At 41.4% G+C, this 13,472-nt stretch carries 15 protein-coding genes, 1 pseudogene and 1 riboswitch; of the genes and pseudogenes, 8 read left to right on the plus strand and 8 right to left on the minus strand.

The window, feature by feature from the left end:
- Positions 1-77 precede the first annotated feature (77 nt).
- The 8 genes and pseudogenes from MHB72_RS08285 (at position 78) to MHB72_RS08320 (ending at position 7,305) form a co-directional block, all read left to right on the plus strand.
- A complete protein-coding gene (locus MHB72_RS08285) occupies positions 78-1,115 on the plus strand; it encodes a YkvI family membrane protein (protein ID WP_161517300.1) in 1,038 nt (345 codons plus the stop codon).
- Positions 1,116-1,196: 81 nt separating this feature from the next.
- Positions 1,197-1,241: riboswitch (PreQ1 riboswitch) on the plus strand.
- 138 nt (positions 1,242-1,379) lie between these two features.
- On the plus strand, positions 1,380-2,039 hold the full coding sequence (gene queC, locus MHB72_RS08290; RefSeq protein WP_020451152.1) for a 7-cyano-7-deazaguanine synthase QueC: 660 nt from the start codon (positions 1,380-1,382) through the stop codon (positions 2,037-2,039).
- A gap of 2 nt (positions 2,040-2,041) precedes the next feature.
- Positions 2,042-2,482 (plus strand): 6-carboxytetrahydropterin synthase QueD, encoded by a 441-nt coding sequence (queD, locus tag MHB72_RS08295; protein ID WP_023857309.1) that lies wholly within the window; start codon positions 2,042-2,044, stop codon positions 2,480-2,482.
- Positions 2,475-3,206, plus strand: a complete 732-nt coding sequence (gene queE, locus MHB72_RS08300) for a 7-carboxy-7-deazaguanine synthase QueE (protein WP_145624526.1) — start codon at positions 2,475-2,477, stop codon at positions 3,204-3,206. Before queD ends, queE begins: the two co-directional genes overlap by 8 nt.
- Positions 3,207-3,227: 21 nt before the next feature.
- On the plus strand, positions 3,228-3,725 hold the full coding sequence (gene queF, locus MHB72_RS08305; protein ID WP_009328607.1) for a preQ(1) synthase: 498 nt from the start codon (positions 3,228-3,230) through the stop codon (positions 3,723-3,725).
- 653 nt (positions 3,726-4,378) lie between these two features.
- Positions 4,379-5,437, plus strand: a complete 1,059-nt coding sequence (locus MHB72_RS08310) for a tyrosine-type recombinase/integrase (protein ID WP_149169432.1) — start codon at positions 4,379-4,381, stop codon at positions 5,435-5,437.
- Between the two features lie 66 nt (positions 5,438-5,503).
- A pseudogene (locus MHB72_RS08315) lies at positions 5,504-6,419 on the plus strand (tyrosine-type recombinase/integrase).
- Positions 6,420-6,768: 349 nt separating this feature from the next.
- The gene (locus MHB72_RS08320) at positions 6,769-7,305 is read left to right on the plus strand and encodes a hypothetical protein (protein ID WP_216920456.1); all 537 of its coding nucleotides are present in this window, start codon (positions 6,769-6,771) and stop codon (positions 7,303-7,305) included.
- A 250-nt stretch (positions 7,306-7,555) separates the two neighbouring features.
- On the opposite strand, the gene MHB72_RS08325 is transcribed toward MHB72_RS08320, so the two are convergent.
- The 8 genes from MHB72_RS08325 to MHB72_RS08360 form a co-directional block, all read right to left on the minus strand.
- On the minus strand, positions 7,556-7,729 hold the full coding sequence (locus tag MHB72_RS08325) for a hypothetical protein (RefSeq protein ID WP_149169434.1): 174 nt from the start codon (positions 7,727-7,729) through the stop codon (positions 7,556-7,558).
- Positions 7,730-8,349: 620 nt separating this feature from the next.
- The gene (locus MHB72_RS08330) at positions 8,350-8,493 is read right to left on the minus strand and encodes a DUF3967 domain-containing protein (protein ID WP_243456952.1); all 144 of its coding nucleotides are present in this window, start codon (positions 8,491-8,493) and stop codon (positions 8,350-8,352) included.
- A 122-nt stretch (positions 8,494-8,615) separates the two neighbouring features.
- On the minus strand, positions 8,616-9,125 hold the full coding sequence (locus tag MHB72_RS08335) for a DinB family protein (protein ID WP_095290342.1): 510 nt from the start codon (positions 9,123-9,125) through the stop codon (positions 8,616-8,618).
- 376 nt (positions 9,126-9,501) lie between these two features.
- Positions 9,502-10,293, minus strand: a complete 792-nt coding sequence (locus tag MHB72_RS08340; protein WP_145645976.1) for a DUF817 domain-containing protein — start codon at positions 10,291-10,293, stop codon at positions 9,502-9,504.
- Positions 10,294-10,403: 110 nt separating this feature from the next.
- Positions 10,404-10,625 (minus strand): helix-turn-helix domain-containing protein, encoded by a 222-nt coding sequence (locus MHB72_RS08345; protein ID WP_020451161.1) that lies wholly within the window; start codon positions 10,623-10,625, stop codon positions 10,404-10,406.
- 10 nt (positions 10,626-10,635) lie between these two features.
- Positions 10,636-11,118, minus strand: coding sequence for a DUF2975 domain-containing protein (locus MHB72_RS08350; protein WP_020451162.1), 483 nt, complete (start codon positions 11,116-11,118; stop codon positions 10,636-10,638).
- A gap of 551 nt (positions 11,119-11,669) precedes the next feature.
- The gene (locus MHB72_RS08355) at positions 11,670-12,002 is read right to left on the minus strand and encodes a hypothetical protein (RefSeq protein WP_216920458.1); all 333 of its coding nucleotides are present in this window, start codon (positions 12,000-12,002) and stop codon (positions 11,670-11,672) included.
- Positions 12,003-12,013: 11 nt separating this feature from the next.
- Positions 12,014-13,441, minus strand: a complete 1,428-nt coding sequence (locus MHB72_RS08360; RefSeq protein WP_254122113.1) for a lipase family protein — start codon at positions 13,439-13,441, stop codon at positions 12,014-12,016.
- Between the last annotated feature and the right edge of the window lie 31 nt (positions 13,442-13,472).

Below are 13,472 nucleotides of genomic sequence, written 5' to 3' on the forward strand. Positions count from 1 at the left end.
GAATGAGAAGTTGTCCTTCTTTTTAAAGGACATGGCTCATATGGTGTAGAAAGGGAATTCGTTTACGGAGGAGTCGTATGAGTCAATCACATGGATCAGCCTTTCAGCTGGCATTTGTTTATGTAGGAACGGTCGTCGGAGCCGGATTTGCAACTGGAAGAGAAATCGTCGAGTTTTTTTTAAGATTCGGCTGGCCGGGATTAGCCGGAATTTTGATCAGCGGACTGATGTTTACATTTCTCGGCGCAAAAATGATGCTGATTGCGGTCAGAATCAATGCCAAATCTTATCAGGAGCTGAATCAATATTTATTCGGCCATACGCTCGGGAAATTTGTCAATGTCTTCATGCTCGTGATTTTGCTCGGCGTGACGTCTGTCATGCTGTCCGGAGCGGGGGCGATATTTGAGGAACAGCTCGGCTTTTCAAACCAAGCGGGGATGATTGCGACGATTGCCTTGAGTCTGTTTGTCATGATGAAGGGCGTTAAAGGGATATTCGGCGTCAATGTCATTGTCGTTCCGCTGCTGCTTCTGTTCACAGTCATCGTCCTGTTCGATTCGTTTATTTTCAGAGGGCCGGAGATCCACAATTTGGCGGCATTCTCGGCGGCAAAACCCGATTGGATTTTATCCGCTGTTTCGTACGGCGCTTTTAATTTGTCGCTCGCACAGGCGGTTCTCGTGCCGATCGCTTCTGAACTGAAATCTGAACAGCTCATTATAAAAGGAGCATTAATCGGAGGGTGTCTGCTTACCCTTGTGTTGATCGCGAGCTTTCTGTCTCTTTCAACATTGCCTGATGTCCTGTTATACGAAGTTCCGATGGCACAGGTTGTATTCATTGTCCAACATTCTGTCCATATCATCTATCTGTTTATCATTTTCGGGGAAGTCTTCACATCGGTCATCGGCAATTTATATGGTCTTGAAAAGCAGATTAATGAATATCTTCATATGAAAAGCCTGTATGTATTTATGTTCATCCTGCTGACAATCTACTTGACGGGACAAATCGGCTACGGAAAACTGATATCGACCATTTATCCTTTGTTCGGCCAGCTGAGCCTCGTCTTTATATTCTTTTTGATCGTCAAAAGGGTGCCTGAGCGTTGAATGGCAGGCATTGCACTTGGCGAAACATGCGATTTGTGATAAGATGGCGAAGGAAAATTGAAACAAAATCCGCTTGAAACTGCGGGAGAGGTTCTAGCAAAACCCTCTATAAAAAACTAAGGAAAGCTGTATCCTTGGGGTATGGCCTTTTTTATTGTTTTTTTGCTAGAACACTTTTCTCACAGAGAAAGGTGTTTTTTCGTTTAGATATCAGTGAATCTCTTCTTTTATGAAATACTGACGGAAAGCGGAGAAGGAGGAATTATGAAACAGGAAAAAGCGATCGTCGTATTCAGCGGCGGTCAGGACAGTACGACTTGCCTTTTGTGGGCGCTTCGGCAATTTCAGGAGGTGGAAGCGGTCACCTTCCAATATAATCAGCGGCACCGAGAGGAAATCGAAGTCGCGAAAAAGATCGCTGAAAAGCTTGGCGTCAAGCATCACCTTCTTGATATGGAACTGTTAAATCAGCTCGCGCCGAATGCTTTGACAAGGGATGATATCGAGATTGAGGCGAAAGAAGGCGAACTTCCGTCCACTTTTGTTCCGGGACGCAACCTCGTGTTTTTATCGTTCGCTTCGATCCTCGCCTACCAGGTCGGCGCGCGGCACATCATAACAGGTGTATGCGAGACGGATTTCAGCGGCTATCCGGATTGCCGGGATGAGTTCGTCAAATCCTGCAATGTCACTGTCAACTTGGCGATGGAGCGCCCGTTTGTCATCCACACGCCGCTGATGTGGCTGAACAAGGCGGAAACGTGGGAGCTCGCCGATGAGCTTGATGCGCTTGATTTCGTGAAAAACGAGACGCTGACGTGCTACAACGGAATCATTGCTGACGGCTGCGGCGAATGCCCGGCCTGCAAGCTTCGGGCGAATGGCTACAATGAATATATGAAAATGAAAAAGGAGCGAGCTTAACAGTGCTTACACAAATTTACCCGCAACCAAGCCATCCTTACTCTTTTGAACTAAATAAAGATATGCAGATGTCAGCCGCGCATTTTATTCCGAGAGAGGATGCGGGCGCATGCAGCAGAGTCCACGGCCATACGTATACAATCAATATCACGATTGCCGGGGATGAATTAAATGAATCAGGATTCCTTGTCAACTTCAGCACCATTAAAAAATTGATCCACGGGGAATACGATCATACGCTTTTAAATGACCATCAGGAATTTTCGGGTGAAAGCGCGGATCGGATCCCTTCGACAGAAGTGGTGGCGAAAACGATTTACGATAAAACAGAGGCTTATTTGAAAGATCTCAAAAACCGTCCGCATTGCGTTCAGGTGTTTGTCAGGGAAACGCCGACAAGCTATGTCGTCTACCGTCCAAAACCGGGTGTTCACAATGGCTAAGCCGATTCCCGTACTTGAAATTTTCGGTCCGACGGTTCAGGGAGAGGGGATGGTCATCGGGCAAAAAACGATGTTTGTCAGAACAGCCGGCTGCGACTATTCGTGCAGCTGGTGCGATTCAGCTTTTACCTGGGACGGTTCGGCGAAAAAAGACATCAAATGGATGACCGCTGAAGAAGTATACGAATCTCTTAAAGACATCGGCGGAAACGCCTTCTCGCACGTTACGATTTCAGGAGGCAACCCGGCGCTTTTAAAACAGCTGGACGGACTGATTTCCCTTTTAAAAGAAAACGGTATACGGACAGCGCTTGAGACGCAAGGGACGTTTTATCAAGACTGGTTTGCCGGAATCGATGATTTAACAATTTCGCCAAAGCCGCCGAGCTCCAATATGAAAACCGATTTTAACAAGCTTGATCATATTGTTGAAAAACTGAAAGAGCACGGCCGGGCGGCAGCGGCAAGTTTGAAGGTCGTCATATTCACGGCGGAAGACCTTCAATTTGCAAAGCAAGTTCACCAGCGTTATCCTGATGTCCCGTTCTTTCTCCAAGTCGGAAATGACGACGTTCATACAGAAGACCAAGAGCGTCTCGTCGAACGGCTGCTTCAAAAGTATGAACAGCTGGTAGAAGCGGTCACGCGCGACCCTGAATTGAACCGCGTCCGCGTTCTCCCGCAGCTCCACACCCTGATCTGGGGTAACAAACGAGGCGTTTGATTGAAGAAAGGAAGATGAATGATGACCACAAGAAAAGATTCAGAACTCGAAGGCGTAACCCTTCTTGGAAATCAAGGCACCAATTATTTGTTTGACTATTCTCCGGAAGTGCTTGAGTCTTTCCCGAATAAACACGAAAACAGGGACTACTTCGTGAAATTCAACTGCCCTGAATTCACATCCCTGTGCCCGAAAACCGGACAGCCCGATTTTGCCACGATCTATATCAGCTACATCCCTGATAAAAAAATGGTAGAAAGCAAGTCTTTGAAACTGTATCTCTTCAGTTTCCGAAATCACGGCGATTTTCACGAAGACTGCATGAACATCATCATGAACGATTTAATTGAGCTGATGGACCCGCGCTACATCGAAGTCTGGGGCAAATTCACGCCGAGAGGCGGAATCTCAATCGACCCGTACACCAACTACGGCAAACCCGGCACAAAGTATGAAAAAATGGCCGAGTATCGGATGATGAATCATGATCTGTATCCGGAGACGATTGATAATCGGTAAGAGGTGCAGGAGAAGTGAGGGTTTGTGAGGGTTTGTGATCGTTGTGTGACTGGAGTGACAGTAAAAGTGTGACTCGGGTGTGACCCGAAAATAGCGAAGTGTGACCCGTGAAAATACGGTATTTTGTATAGAAATAATGGTCGAGGGGATAGAAATGTTTGTGACCTAGACGTGCAATTACGCACGTCTATTTTTTTTTCATGTAGAACGTTCCTACGGTATTTACCTTGCGCATACGTCGTTTTTAAAAGGCGTCTATGATTCCGAGACGCTGGAAGAAATCGGCCTATATGCGGTACGTCAAACGTTCATCGGAACGAAACGAAAGCATATTCGGAATCTGGCCGGCTACTACAACGGCGTGCTTGACCGGATACTAGACCGCCTATACGAGACAAGATTCGATTCGTTAATCGAAGAGTGAAAGGGGATATTTTTCGTCATTCGCCTCGTTAACGTCTTCGTTCGCTAGTTCGCCAACTTCGCGATCTCTTTCGTTCGGGGTTTCGTTAATTTTCGACAGTTATTCGTCTTGTTTCGTTCGTTTATTAGTGAAAAATACTGCTTTATTCTCGTTTTAAAAGAGTTATTTTTCGGTTTTCACTTGAAGTGACTAAATAATTCAGTTATTCTGACAATGAGGAGGGGATGAGATGTATATGCGGGGGAGACGAAGACCGGCGATTAAACATAGTGAGAAAAATACATACGAAAGTAAGACTCTGTCTGATGTGTGTAAACAAATTTGTAACGTAAAAATGTCTGAAGGACTTACGAAAGAAACAATTGATCGCTATCGCCGGGTTTGTGAGAGTGTGGAAGAATTCGCGGAAATTAAAGGACTGTCCACCAATGTTGAATCTATAGATGTCGAGTTTGCGAGGCAGTACATGACCTATATACTGCACGAGAAGAAAACGTTTAAGGGACACCGTTATAAACCGGAAAGTGTGAAAACTCCAGGGTGTTCTCCGAAATATGCAAATGACCACCTGAAAACTATGAGAGCAGTTTTTACTTTCTGTATAAAGGAAAATATGATTTCGGAAAATCCATTTCAAAAAATAAATAAAGTCAAGCAGCCGGAACCTATAATTCAAATATTATCTGTAGAGGAGATGAAGCAGCTTTTAAAAACACCGAATAAGCGAAAGTTCTCTGAGTTTAGAGATTACGTGGTTATGATGTGTTTAATTAACTCTATGTGTAGAATCGGAGAAATCGCCACTTTAGAGATCGAAAATATAAATTTTGAGTTGAGCTACATTATTCTTGAAGCTCAAAAAACAAAAACGAGAAAAGGCCGTATGATTCCATTAGATAAAAATACAATGCAGCTGCTTAAAAAGTTATTGTTAAGAAATACGCGATTTAAGCCTAGCAAGTATGTCTTCATTACGGAGGAAGGGACAAGACTAACGACCGACAATTTTAGAAAACGGCTTGCGGATTACGCTCATCAGGCAGGAATAAATAAAAGAGTCCATCCGCATTTATTTAGACACACCGCGGCGAGCATGTTTTTGCAGGCAGGAGGGGATCTTAGGCACCTCCAGACGATCATCGGCCATAAAGATTTACGTATGGTATTACGATATACTCATCTGTCATTAGAATCCCTCGCAAGGCAACAGAGTGAATATTCGCTAATAAACCAAGTGGTAGATGGGTTAAATAAGCCAAGGAAGACAAAAAGAAAATACGGAAGGTAGGAAATATCGTGACTCAAAAGAAAAAAAATTTTCTCGGTAGAAGAAAGTCTTCCTGATCTCTCTGGAATGTTTAATAATATCTCGGCATCGCCAAACCCAAAGCAAATTACAATTGAAAAAGCACTTACAATTATTCTCCGACAGATGGAAGTAAGCGGGAATAGGGAGCGGACAATTAGCGATTACCATCTTCATGTATCACATTTTAAGGAATCAGAAGAATTAACATATCTACATGAAATTACATATAAGTCGATTCATTCATGGCTTGGAAACATGGATGTCAGTGCACAAACAAGGCTCACGCGTTTGAAATGTCTCAAAGCATTTTTATCGCGTTGTTTCGATAATGGATGGTTCGAATCGAAGTTTTGGAAGAACGTAAAGGTGAAGGTCGACAATAAAGTTAAAGAGGGGGCGACGGATCAGGAAATCAAAATCTTACTTTCGTTATTAGACCGACTTTGTACAGCTACGTGATGCGACAGCATTGCTTCTTATGTATAAAACAGGTATGCGTGTAGGGACGCTCGCAAACTTAAAAGAAGAACATGTCGATTTTAATGGAGAATTACTTCGGTTAAGTGGTGAAATCGTTAAAAATCGAGAACCTTTACTACTGCCCTTTGATGAGACTCTCGCTCAACTTCTCTCTGTACTGGTGAATAAAAACGCCGAAATCCGCCGAGCATATAAGAAGGACAATAAATTTGTTTTTTTAACAAAGTACGGCAATCAAATAGCAACAGGGCCGTCGAATAACAATATTCAAAAACGGTTGAACAGGTATGCGCGTGAGTACGGATTAAAGAATATAAATCCGCACGCATTAAGAAGGGGCTTTGCGAAATCCTTGCTTGAAAAAGGCGCAAATTTAACTGACATTTCAAGAGCACTGGGACATAGTGATCTTTCGGTAACGACTAAATATTTATATTTAGATAAGAATGAAGTGGCCGAGAGTTTGCGGAGGTTTTTGTGAATAAAGGTCGGTGGCGAGCCGGAACGCTACACGTTTAATCCTAACGTGTTTTATCGACAGTCCAAGACGCCTGACAAGACGTTGCTTGCGATGTTTAACGTGAAGAAGCCGTAGATGAACGAAAAGAGGGCGCCAATTATGGCGCCTTTATTAGTTTTCAATTCCTCTGTTACTTGCGTGTGTAAAAAGTGAAAGTAATGACCAGAATAAATTCTGCCTAGTCATGAAAATGAATCATTTAACAATTATATATTAATAGCAAAAAATATAAAATAAGGGAAATAATGTTGAAAATCATCGTATTCTAGTTTAGAATAAAGTTACAAATAATAGAAAGGGGACTTTTGTTTTGAGTAAGAGAGTAGTGAGCATTGTCGCGACCGTTTTAAGTTTTGTGTTGTTTTTAGCTTTTACAATGCCGTCAGTTAGCTATGCTTTTGCTTCAAGTAAGGGGACATTAAGTGTTGAAAAGGATAAGTACATATCTATTTTAGACGCTTTGGAGAACTCTATTGTGAAAAAGGGTTCTGGTTATGAAGTCGACACTAAAGTAGCTCAAGACTTCGGTCTAAATGCTATTGAAATTACTAATTTAAAAGAATTTGTAAAAAGTAGTTCAAGCCAACAAATTGAAAAGACGTTAAAAGAAGTGCCTCAAGCTAAGGAGCAAGCGAAAAAAGAAAAAACTACAACTTTCGAGATTGCCGGTTTTAAGGAAAAATTGACTGCTGCTATGTACGCGGTATTTGTCACACTTTGCGGAGTAACTTTAGCTCAACAATTTATTTCTGATATGTATGAATATGGCGCTTATAAAGCATGCCACGCCCTCGGTAAAAAACATAAAAGCATAAAAGAAGCATGTAAAATAACAGGGCATTGGTAAAAAAAAATAAGAGGGCGGTAAAACTGCCCTCTTATTTTTTGATAAGCTCTAGCTCTTGAAGACTTTTAAAAAGTTTTTTCAAACCGTAAACCGTAATTAAGCCGGACAAAGTTAAGCCACCAATAAAATACAGCGATAAGTATAATGCACCCATTGTGACTATCCTTTCTTGCTTGAATTTTATTTAGTTGTTAACTTATTATAGCATATAATCCAAACAATTTCCAACACAGGAAAAGGTCCCGTTACGTCATATACTCTTCTTCATACCGCATCTGCGGCACTCCCGAAGGAAAATTCCGTCCTTCACCGAGCTTTTAAACAGCGTATAATCACAGTTGTCGCAGCGGCCATAATGAACATCCGGATATTCCTTGTAGTCGTATATAATCGTTATGTCGTATCCTTTTGTTTCGTAAACCATTCGGCCTCAACCTCCAACTATTAGAATGCGGCAATAGTGCGTTCAATTCAACGCCATTCATGGAACGAAGGAATCCGCAGTAATCCGTTTTCAGTCTTGACCCAGTGTTTGACGCGGCACCCAATCGGCTCAATATAAACGTACTTCTCCGTTTCTTCGACGTCTTTTCTCTCGGCGTGTAGTTTCCGCCGCGCATCCTAAGGCATAAACTCCATAACGCCGGCATACTCTGGCCGTCCATGTCGAAAGAAGCAGCGCACTGTCTTCCTTGCGCAATCCCTTGTCGCGCGTTTTAACTTTTATTTTATACATTCGAATGAATAATCTAAATTAAGAGTCCCTAATTCTACAGTGGGATTCTCTCCTGAATTAAAGCAATTTTGAGAGAGAGTTTGTATTTCTTTATTATTGAAAAAGCTTTTAGAAAAAAAATTAAAGACGCTGTTATCACGAGTGTGAAAGGAATTATTATAGATATCCGAGGTAAATTTGTTAACTTCTTTAATTTCATTCAGATAGTTTTCCTTCCATTATGGGAGTTTTTCTCTTATTATCACTTTTTTGTTTTAAAGTTTCACCCCATATTTTCACTAGTTCATCAATAAACTTAACAAGGAAGATCATTTCCAGAATTGCCACCACTTTTTCTTGCGAACGGCGGCCAGCATTTTTTGAGTTTCCTGGGATTCACGAAGGGATTTCATCAGCATTTCGTCTCTTTCCTTCTGCCGTTTCTCAAAAAGTTCAATGCGTTCCAGCATCATTTTATTGAATTCCTCTTGTTGTTTGACAAATTGAGATAAGGCGTGATCTATATTCAGGCCGTCCAGCATATCTTTTGGTCCACACAGTGGCCTGAACGTAACAGATACGCAGTTGTTATCTATTATTGATCTATAGAAAATTCTTTTTCAGGGAGTCCCAAAATATCTGTATTATTAGGAATATAACCAAGCAACCGTAACATTGCTACAATTTGCCCCTTATGATGAAACTCATGCGTAATAGAATGGACTAGTAATTGGTGTGGTGTTTTTTTTACGATTCCACTGCCCGCTTTCCAAGAAGGCTCTTTTTCGATAAAATCATCAAATTTCTCAGTGAATTGTTCAAACACAGTATCCACATATATATCAGCCTGTTGAAAATAACGTTGAATATCTTCTATCTGCATATTATGGAGTGCTTCCTTTGTTATGAGTGGTGAAGTTGTTTTTGAAAGCACAAAAGAACCCAGCCAAGCATGATAACAACCAGCCACATGAACTAAAGAATCTCTTATACTTTGAAAACCAAATCCAAACTCTTTTGTAAAATCATTTTTATTCAATACTTTACACTGGTCTAGTAAAATCTGTCTTGTTTGTTTCACCCAATCATATTCGTGTTTTTCCATCACTATCCCACCCCTTAAAACATATCAAAATATTCTTCTAATTATACACAAATGTGTACCATCATTAAATGCTTGATTTAATCGAACTTTAATGCAGGCAAATCAAGGCGCTCTATTTTGAGGGGGAAAAGATACATAATAATGATACATAGCCAAGTGCGACCGATAAAATGAAGAAATTGAAGAGTTTAAAACTGCGAAAATACATATGGAAAATCATTGAAGAAAACATGACGGTATATACATCCCGAGAAATAATAAGATAATGAGCTTGTTGCAGTTATGCAAAAAGAATGCAGAGACAAAGATTGCGAATACTAAAAATAGACGCCAACTATGGCGTCATAAACTCCTTGATACCCTTTAAAATAAAGAGTTATAAAAATTGACCGGCATCCACTCTAGTGGAATCTTTCTCCTTAACCAGTTTTAATGTGGCCACGATTAGAAAGCTGACAATCACTAGTAAGAGCCATGAACTCACTTTTCCTAGATGAACGAGACTCCACGCGCTGGTTTGGTTTGGATATGTCCAGGCTCCAAAAAACGTTGCGATATTTTCGGCTATCCATATAAAAAATCCGATGAGCACAAAAGAAAGTGCGAGCGGCATACGGTAACGAATTCCATTAACCTCGTATATGACCCATGATTTCCAAAAGACAATTACTACAAGTCCAGATAACCAAAAGCGGACGTCAATCCAATAATGATGGAGGAAAAAATTCAAATAAATCGCAGCGGCAAGAGGTACAACGACGAAAAACGGCGGCCACTTAACCAGTTCAACCTTAAGCCTCCTCCACGCCTGGCAAAGATAACTGGCGACACTTGCATACATAAAGCCGCTATATAAAGGCACTCCGAAGATTTTGGAATAACCTTCCTCTGGATAAGACCAGGAGCCCATTTGCACCTTGAAAAGTTCAAGAGCTAGTCCAATAATGTGGAACAATGTGATCACCTTTAGTTCATCCCGTGTTTCAAGCCCGGAATACACCATCCACCACTGCATGAGAAGGCAGATGATGAGCAGCCAGTCATACCGCGGCAGGAAGGGAAGAGGAATGATTTGTGTAATTGCCAAAGAGGCAAAAATAACGACAGGAAATAAACATGACAAGGACTGCTCCCAACCAAAACGAACGAGTTGATTTAGTGCTCTCATCATGTGTGCCTCCGAAGTTTTTTTCTGAATATATACGAGGCCAGCTTAGTATTGCAGCTAAACAGATTTACGGGTATACGCATAAGATCACCGCCGAATAGGCTAAATTTTTAATCATGGGTGTCTTCATCACTTCGGTATTCCAAAATATCTCCGGGTTGACATTCTAAAGCCTTGCAAATCGCCTCTAAAGTTGATAATCGAATAGCCTTTGCCTTTCCGTTTTTTAATATAGAAAGATTCGCCATTGTGATTCCAACCCTCTCAGAAAGTTCCGTTACGCTCATTTTTCTTTTAGCAAGCATCACGTCAATATTGATAATAATTGCCATTGTTTTCACCTCAGACTGTTAAATCATTTTCTGATTTTATATCAATCGCTTCTTGCAATAGCCTTTGGAGAACAGCAGCAAAGACGGCGATAACCATTGAAGCAAAAATAAGGACCAGTCCGATTAGTATGATGCCAGGAGCGTCGTCCATCTCCGCGATGAGATAGAAGAGTGGCATGCCTGCCGCTAATAAAATACTGATGGTGATTGCACAGTATTTTATATTCTTTAAAGCCCGTACAGACAATTTCGAGAAAGCTTTATTGTGGTCAATATAGCTTAAAAGTTTAAAGGCTTGATACAGAGCAAAGTAAAAAGGTATTGCCGCTGCATACAAATCGATATAAACGAGATATTTCAGATAAGAAATATCTGGATACAAATCAGCTGCAAAATTCGCTATCTTCGGCACGAAAAATATGCACAAAGCAAGAACTGGGATTCCAATAAGAATAACAGCCATCTTTAAAAAGAGTGTTGATCCCCGTTTCATTAAAAGCACCTCACTTATTTTGTCGATTTGAATTTAACACATTATTTATCGTTTTACAATAAAAAAATATTGATAAAGCTGATTTTATTGTTGTTATGGTATGATACCTTTTTGATTTTAGACAAGCGTTTATAAAGCTATGCAAAGAAATACGTCAGCGGAGTATACATCACCTCTTTTGGACCTTTGCGGCTTCCGCCAAACGAAAAGATCAAGCTTAAAGGGTCTCGAACGATAGCTTATATGAACGCAGGTTCGAGACAGTCAATGAATTGAAAAACGCTGGTTATGCGATAGTTAACCGGAACTCAGCAGAACCATATCGTCAAATAAATCCTAGGGTGAAAAAGCTCAAACGTACCATAAAGGAATATGTGTCAACAAGGAGACAATAAAACAACTTCCGATTGGCATGTCTTTGCCCATAACGTGAAGACTCGGGTTGAAGTCGAGGAGTTATTTGAGTGGAGACCGAAGACGATTAGGATGGTGAAAACAGAAAAGAGAATGTTGTTAGATTTAAATTAAAATAAGACGCCATTAAGGCGCCTTCATCTCGTCTTAAATCCATTCACAAAACTTTCTCCGTCCTGCTCCGTGTTAATAAGCTGCTGGGCGCTTTGGCTGATGCGCTGAGCGAGCGCCTCTTGCGCTTTTCCTTCAAAGCTGTAGAGGAGCGCTGAATAGACGCTGTTCATTTCTTTTTGTATATCGTCTATCTTAAACTTCGGTCTTAGTGTCGTTTTAATGCCTTCAAGCTTCGTTGCGGCTGATACCCTCATGCCCGTTTTCAGCATTTGAAGCTGATTGCGCCGTATGAGGAGCGTATCTTCTTGATCACCGTTTAAGTTGTTGAGTGAGGCTAGTTTATTGAAATTTTCCATTATGTCATCTCCTAAAGCTTAAGCCAGTTTGCCAGCATTTTATCTTTTGATTTAAAATCTTTTGCGATCTGAGCAAGGTACCCGCTGATGTCTTCTAAATCTGAAATCGTATTTTGTAATGAGGCGATGTACGCTTTTTCGGCATGAACATCGTAAAAGAGCGGATTGCCTTTTTTGTCAAACGACTGCGCCAGGTTTTTCAGCGTATTGTTTACATCTTCGAGTGTCAGCTTGTCGTATAAACCGTGGCCGACTTGACGGTAGGTATCGTGTTTCAGGTCGTTGATTTCGGCGTCGTGTTCCTGATAAGCGTTTTCGGCTTCGCGTTTCATCGTCCGGAGATCGTTGATCATCACATTTACTTTTTGCGCGAGCTGCTTAGCGACTTCGGGTGTTACTTTAATTGCGCCACTTCCGGATGCAACTTCCGGTGGAAGCATTGCTTTTAAATTTTTATCGTATACGAGCTCATCGCCCTCTATATTTTGAACATTGCCGTTTTCGTCGAAGGTGAAGTTATTACTTCCGACCCAATGCGTATCAGGCATTCCTAAGATTGCGGTCTGAAAGAAATACCCAGCGTTTTGCCCGATTTGTTGGAATACATCGCCCTGCATTCTCGCCTCGCGCACCGCATTTGATAATTCAGGGTCCTTCGTATAAATTGTCGTACCGTTGTGCCGGTCATACTCGTTCCACCAGCCGGCCCCGACCATATCATCCGGGTTGATAATCGATTTTATGGATCGGTCATATTCACCGTTATTAATTTTTTTTTGCTGCTCCGCAGAGTGTAGGTGGACGATTGAAGGGCTGTTAAACGCTACGGCATAGACATTATTGTTGACCGCACTGTATTCAGCCTCTGCGCCGCCGAGAGAATGTCCGGTTGTTGAAATGACCGTCGAGGTGCCTTTATACTTTTGTTTAACTTCCCGCACCAGATCGTCAGCTTGCCCGATTTGGGACGTTTTCGTAATTAACTTGTAGTTACCGGTGCTAAGCATCGAGTCTTGTGTCGGAGTTCCGTTATATTTTCCGAGTGTTTTAGAAGTATCTTTCGCATCTTTTTCGACTATGTAGTGTTCCTTCTTTTTCGGGTCAATTCCCATTACAACGTTCCCGCCGTCAGCGTCAATAACATCTTGGAAGAATTGGTTCTTAGGATCTGTTCCCGCGAAGGCTACGACGACGTTTTTTGGTGTGTCAGGTTTAACCCATTTACCGTCCTTTTTCTTCGCTTGAACAAATACATACGCGTCGAGTCCGGTGTCAGAGTCCCTTTTAATTTTATCAACGTAATAAGCCTTATTTGATTTACTCTCTATAGGTGTTCTATCCTTGAAAGCTTCTTTCATTTTATTGCTACTATATGTGTTTTGGCTAAGAAAATAATAATCCTTATCTGTTAAATTAGGAATATCGCTCTTTTTATTCATGTACATAACCCCGCAAACTATGTAAAATGTT

The sequence above is a fragment of the Bacillus sp. FSL K6-1284 genome, from assembly GCF_038002625.1.
In the GTDB taxonomy this organism is placed as follows: Bacteria; Bacillota; Bacilli; order Bacillales; family Bacillaceae; genus Bacillus; species Bacillus paralicheniformis.

Coding starts and splice junctions, on each gene's coding strand:
- MHB72_RS08285 (WP_161517300.1), top strand. CDS start 78: ATGAGTCAATCACATGGATCAGCCTTTCAGCTGGCATTTGTTTATGTA.
- queC (WP_020451152.1), top strand. CDS start 1,380: ATGAAACAGGAAAAAGCGATCGTCGTATTCAGCGGCGGTCAGGACAGT.
- queE (WP_145624526.1), top strand. CDS start 2,475: ATGGCTAAGCCGATTCCCGTACTTGAAATTTTCGGTCCGACGGTTCAG.
- queF (WP_009328607.1), top strand. CDS start 3,228: ATGACCACAAGAAAAGATTCAGAACTCGAAGGCGTAACCCTTCTTGGA.
- MHB72_RS08310 (WP_149169432.1), top strand. CDS start 4,379: ATGTATATGCGGGGGAGACGAAGACCGGCGATTAAACATAGTGAGAAA.
- MHB72_RS08325 (WP_149169434.1), bottom strand. CDS start 7,729: ATGGTTTACGAAACAAAAGGATACGACATAACGATTATATACGACTAC.
- MHB72_RS08330 (WP_243456952.1), bottom strand. CDS start 8,493: ATGATGCTGGAACGCATTGAACTTTTTGAGAAACGGCAGAAGGAAAGA.
- MHB72_RS08335 (WP_095290342.1), bottom strand. CDS start 9,125: ATGGAAAAACACGAATATGATTGGGTGAAACAAACAAGACAGATTTTA.
- MHB72_RS08340 (WP_145645976.1), bottom strand. CDS start 10,293: ATGAGAGCACTAAATCAACTCGTTCGTTTTGGTTGGGAGCAGTCCTTG.
- MHB72_RS08345 (WP_020451161.1), bottom strand. CDS start 10,625: ATGGCAATTATTATCAATATTGACGTGATGCTTGCTAAAAGAAAAATG.
- MHB72_RS08350 (WP_020451162.1), bottom strand. CDS start 11,118: ATGAAACGGGGATCAACACTCTTTTTAAAGATGGCTGTTATTCTTATT.
- MHB72_RS08355 (WP_216920458.1), bottom strand. CDS start 12,002: ATGGAAAATTTCAATAAACTAGCCTCACTCAACAACTTAAACGGTGAT.
- MHB72_RS08360 (WP_254122113.1), bottom strand. CDS start 13,441: ATGAATAAAAAGAGCGATATTCCTAATTTAACAGATAAGGATTATTAT.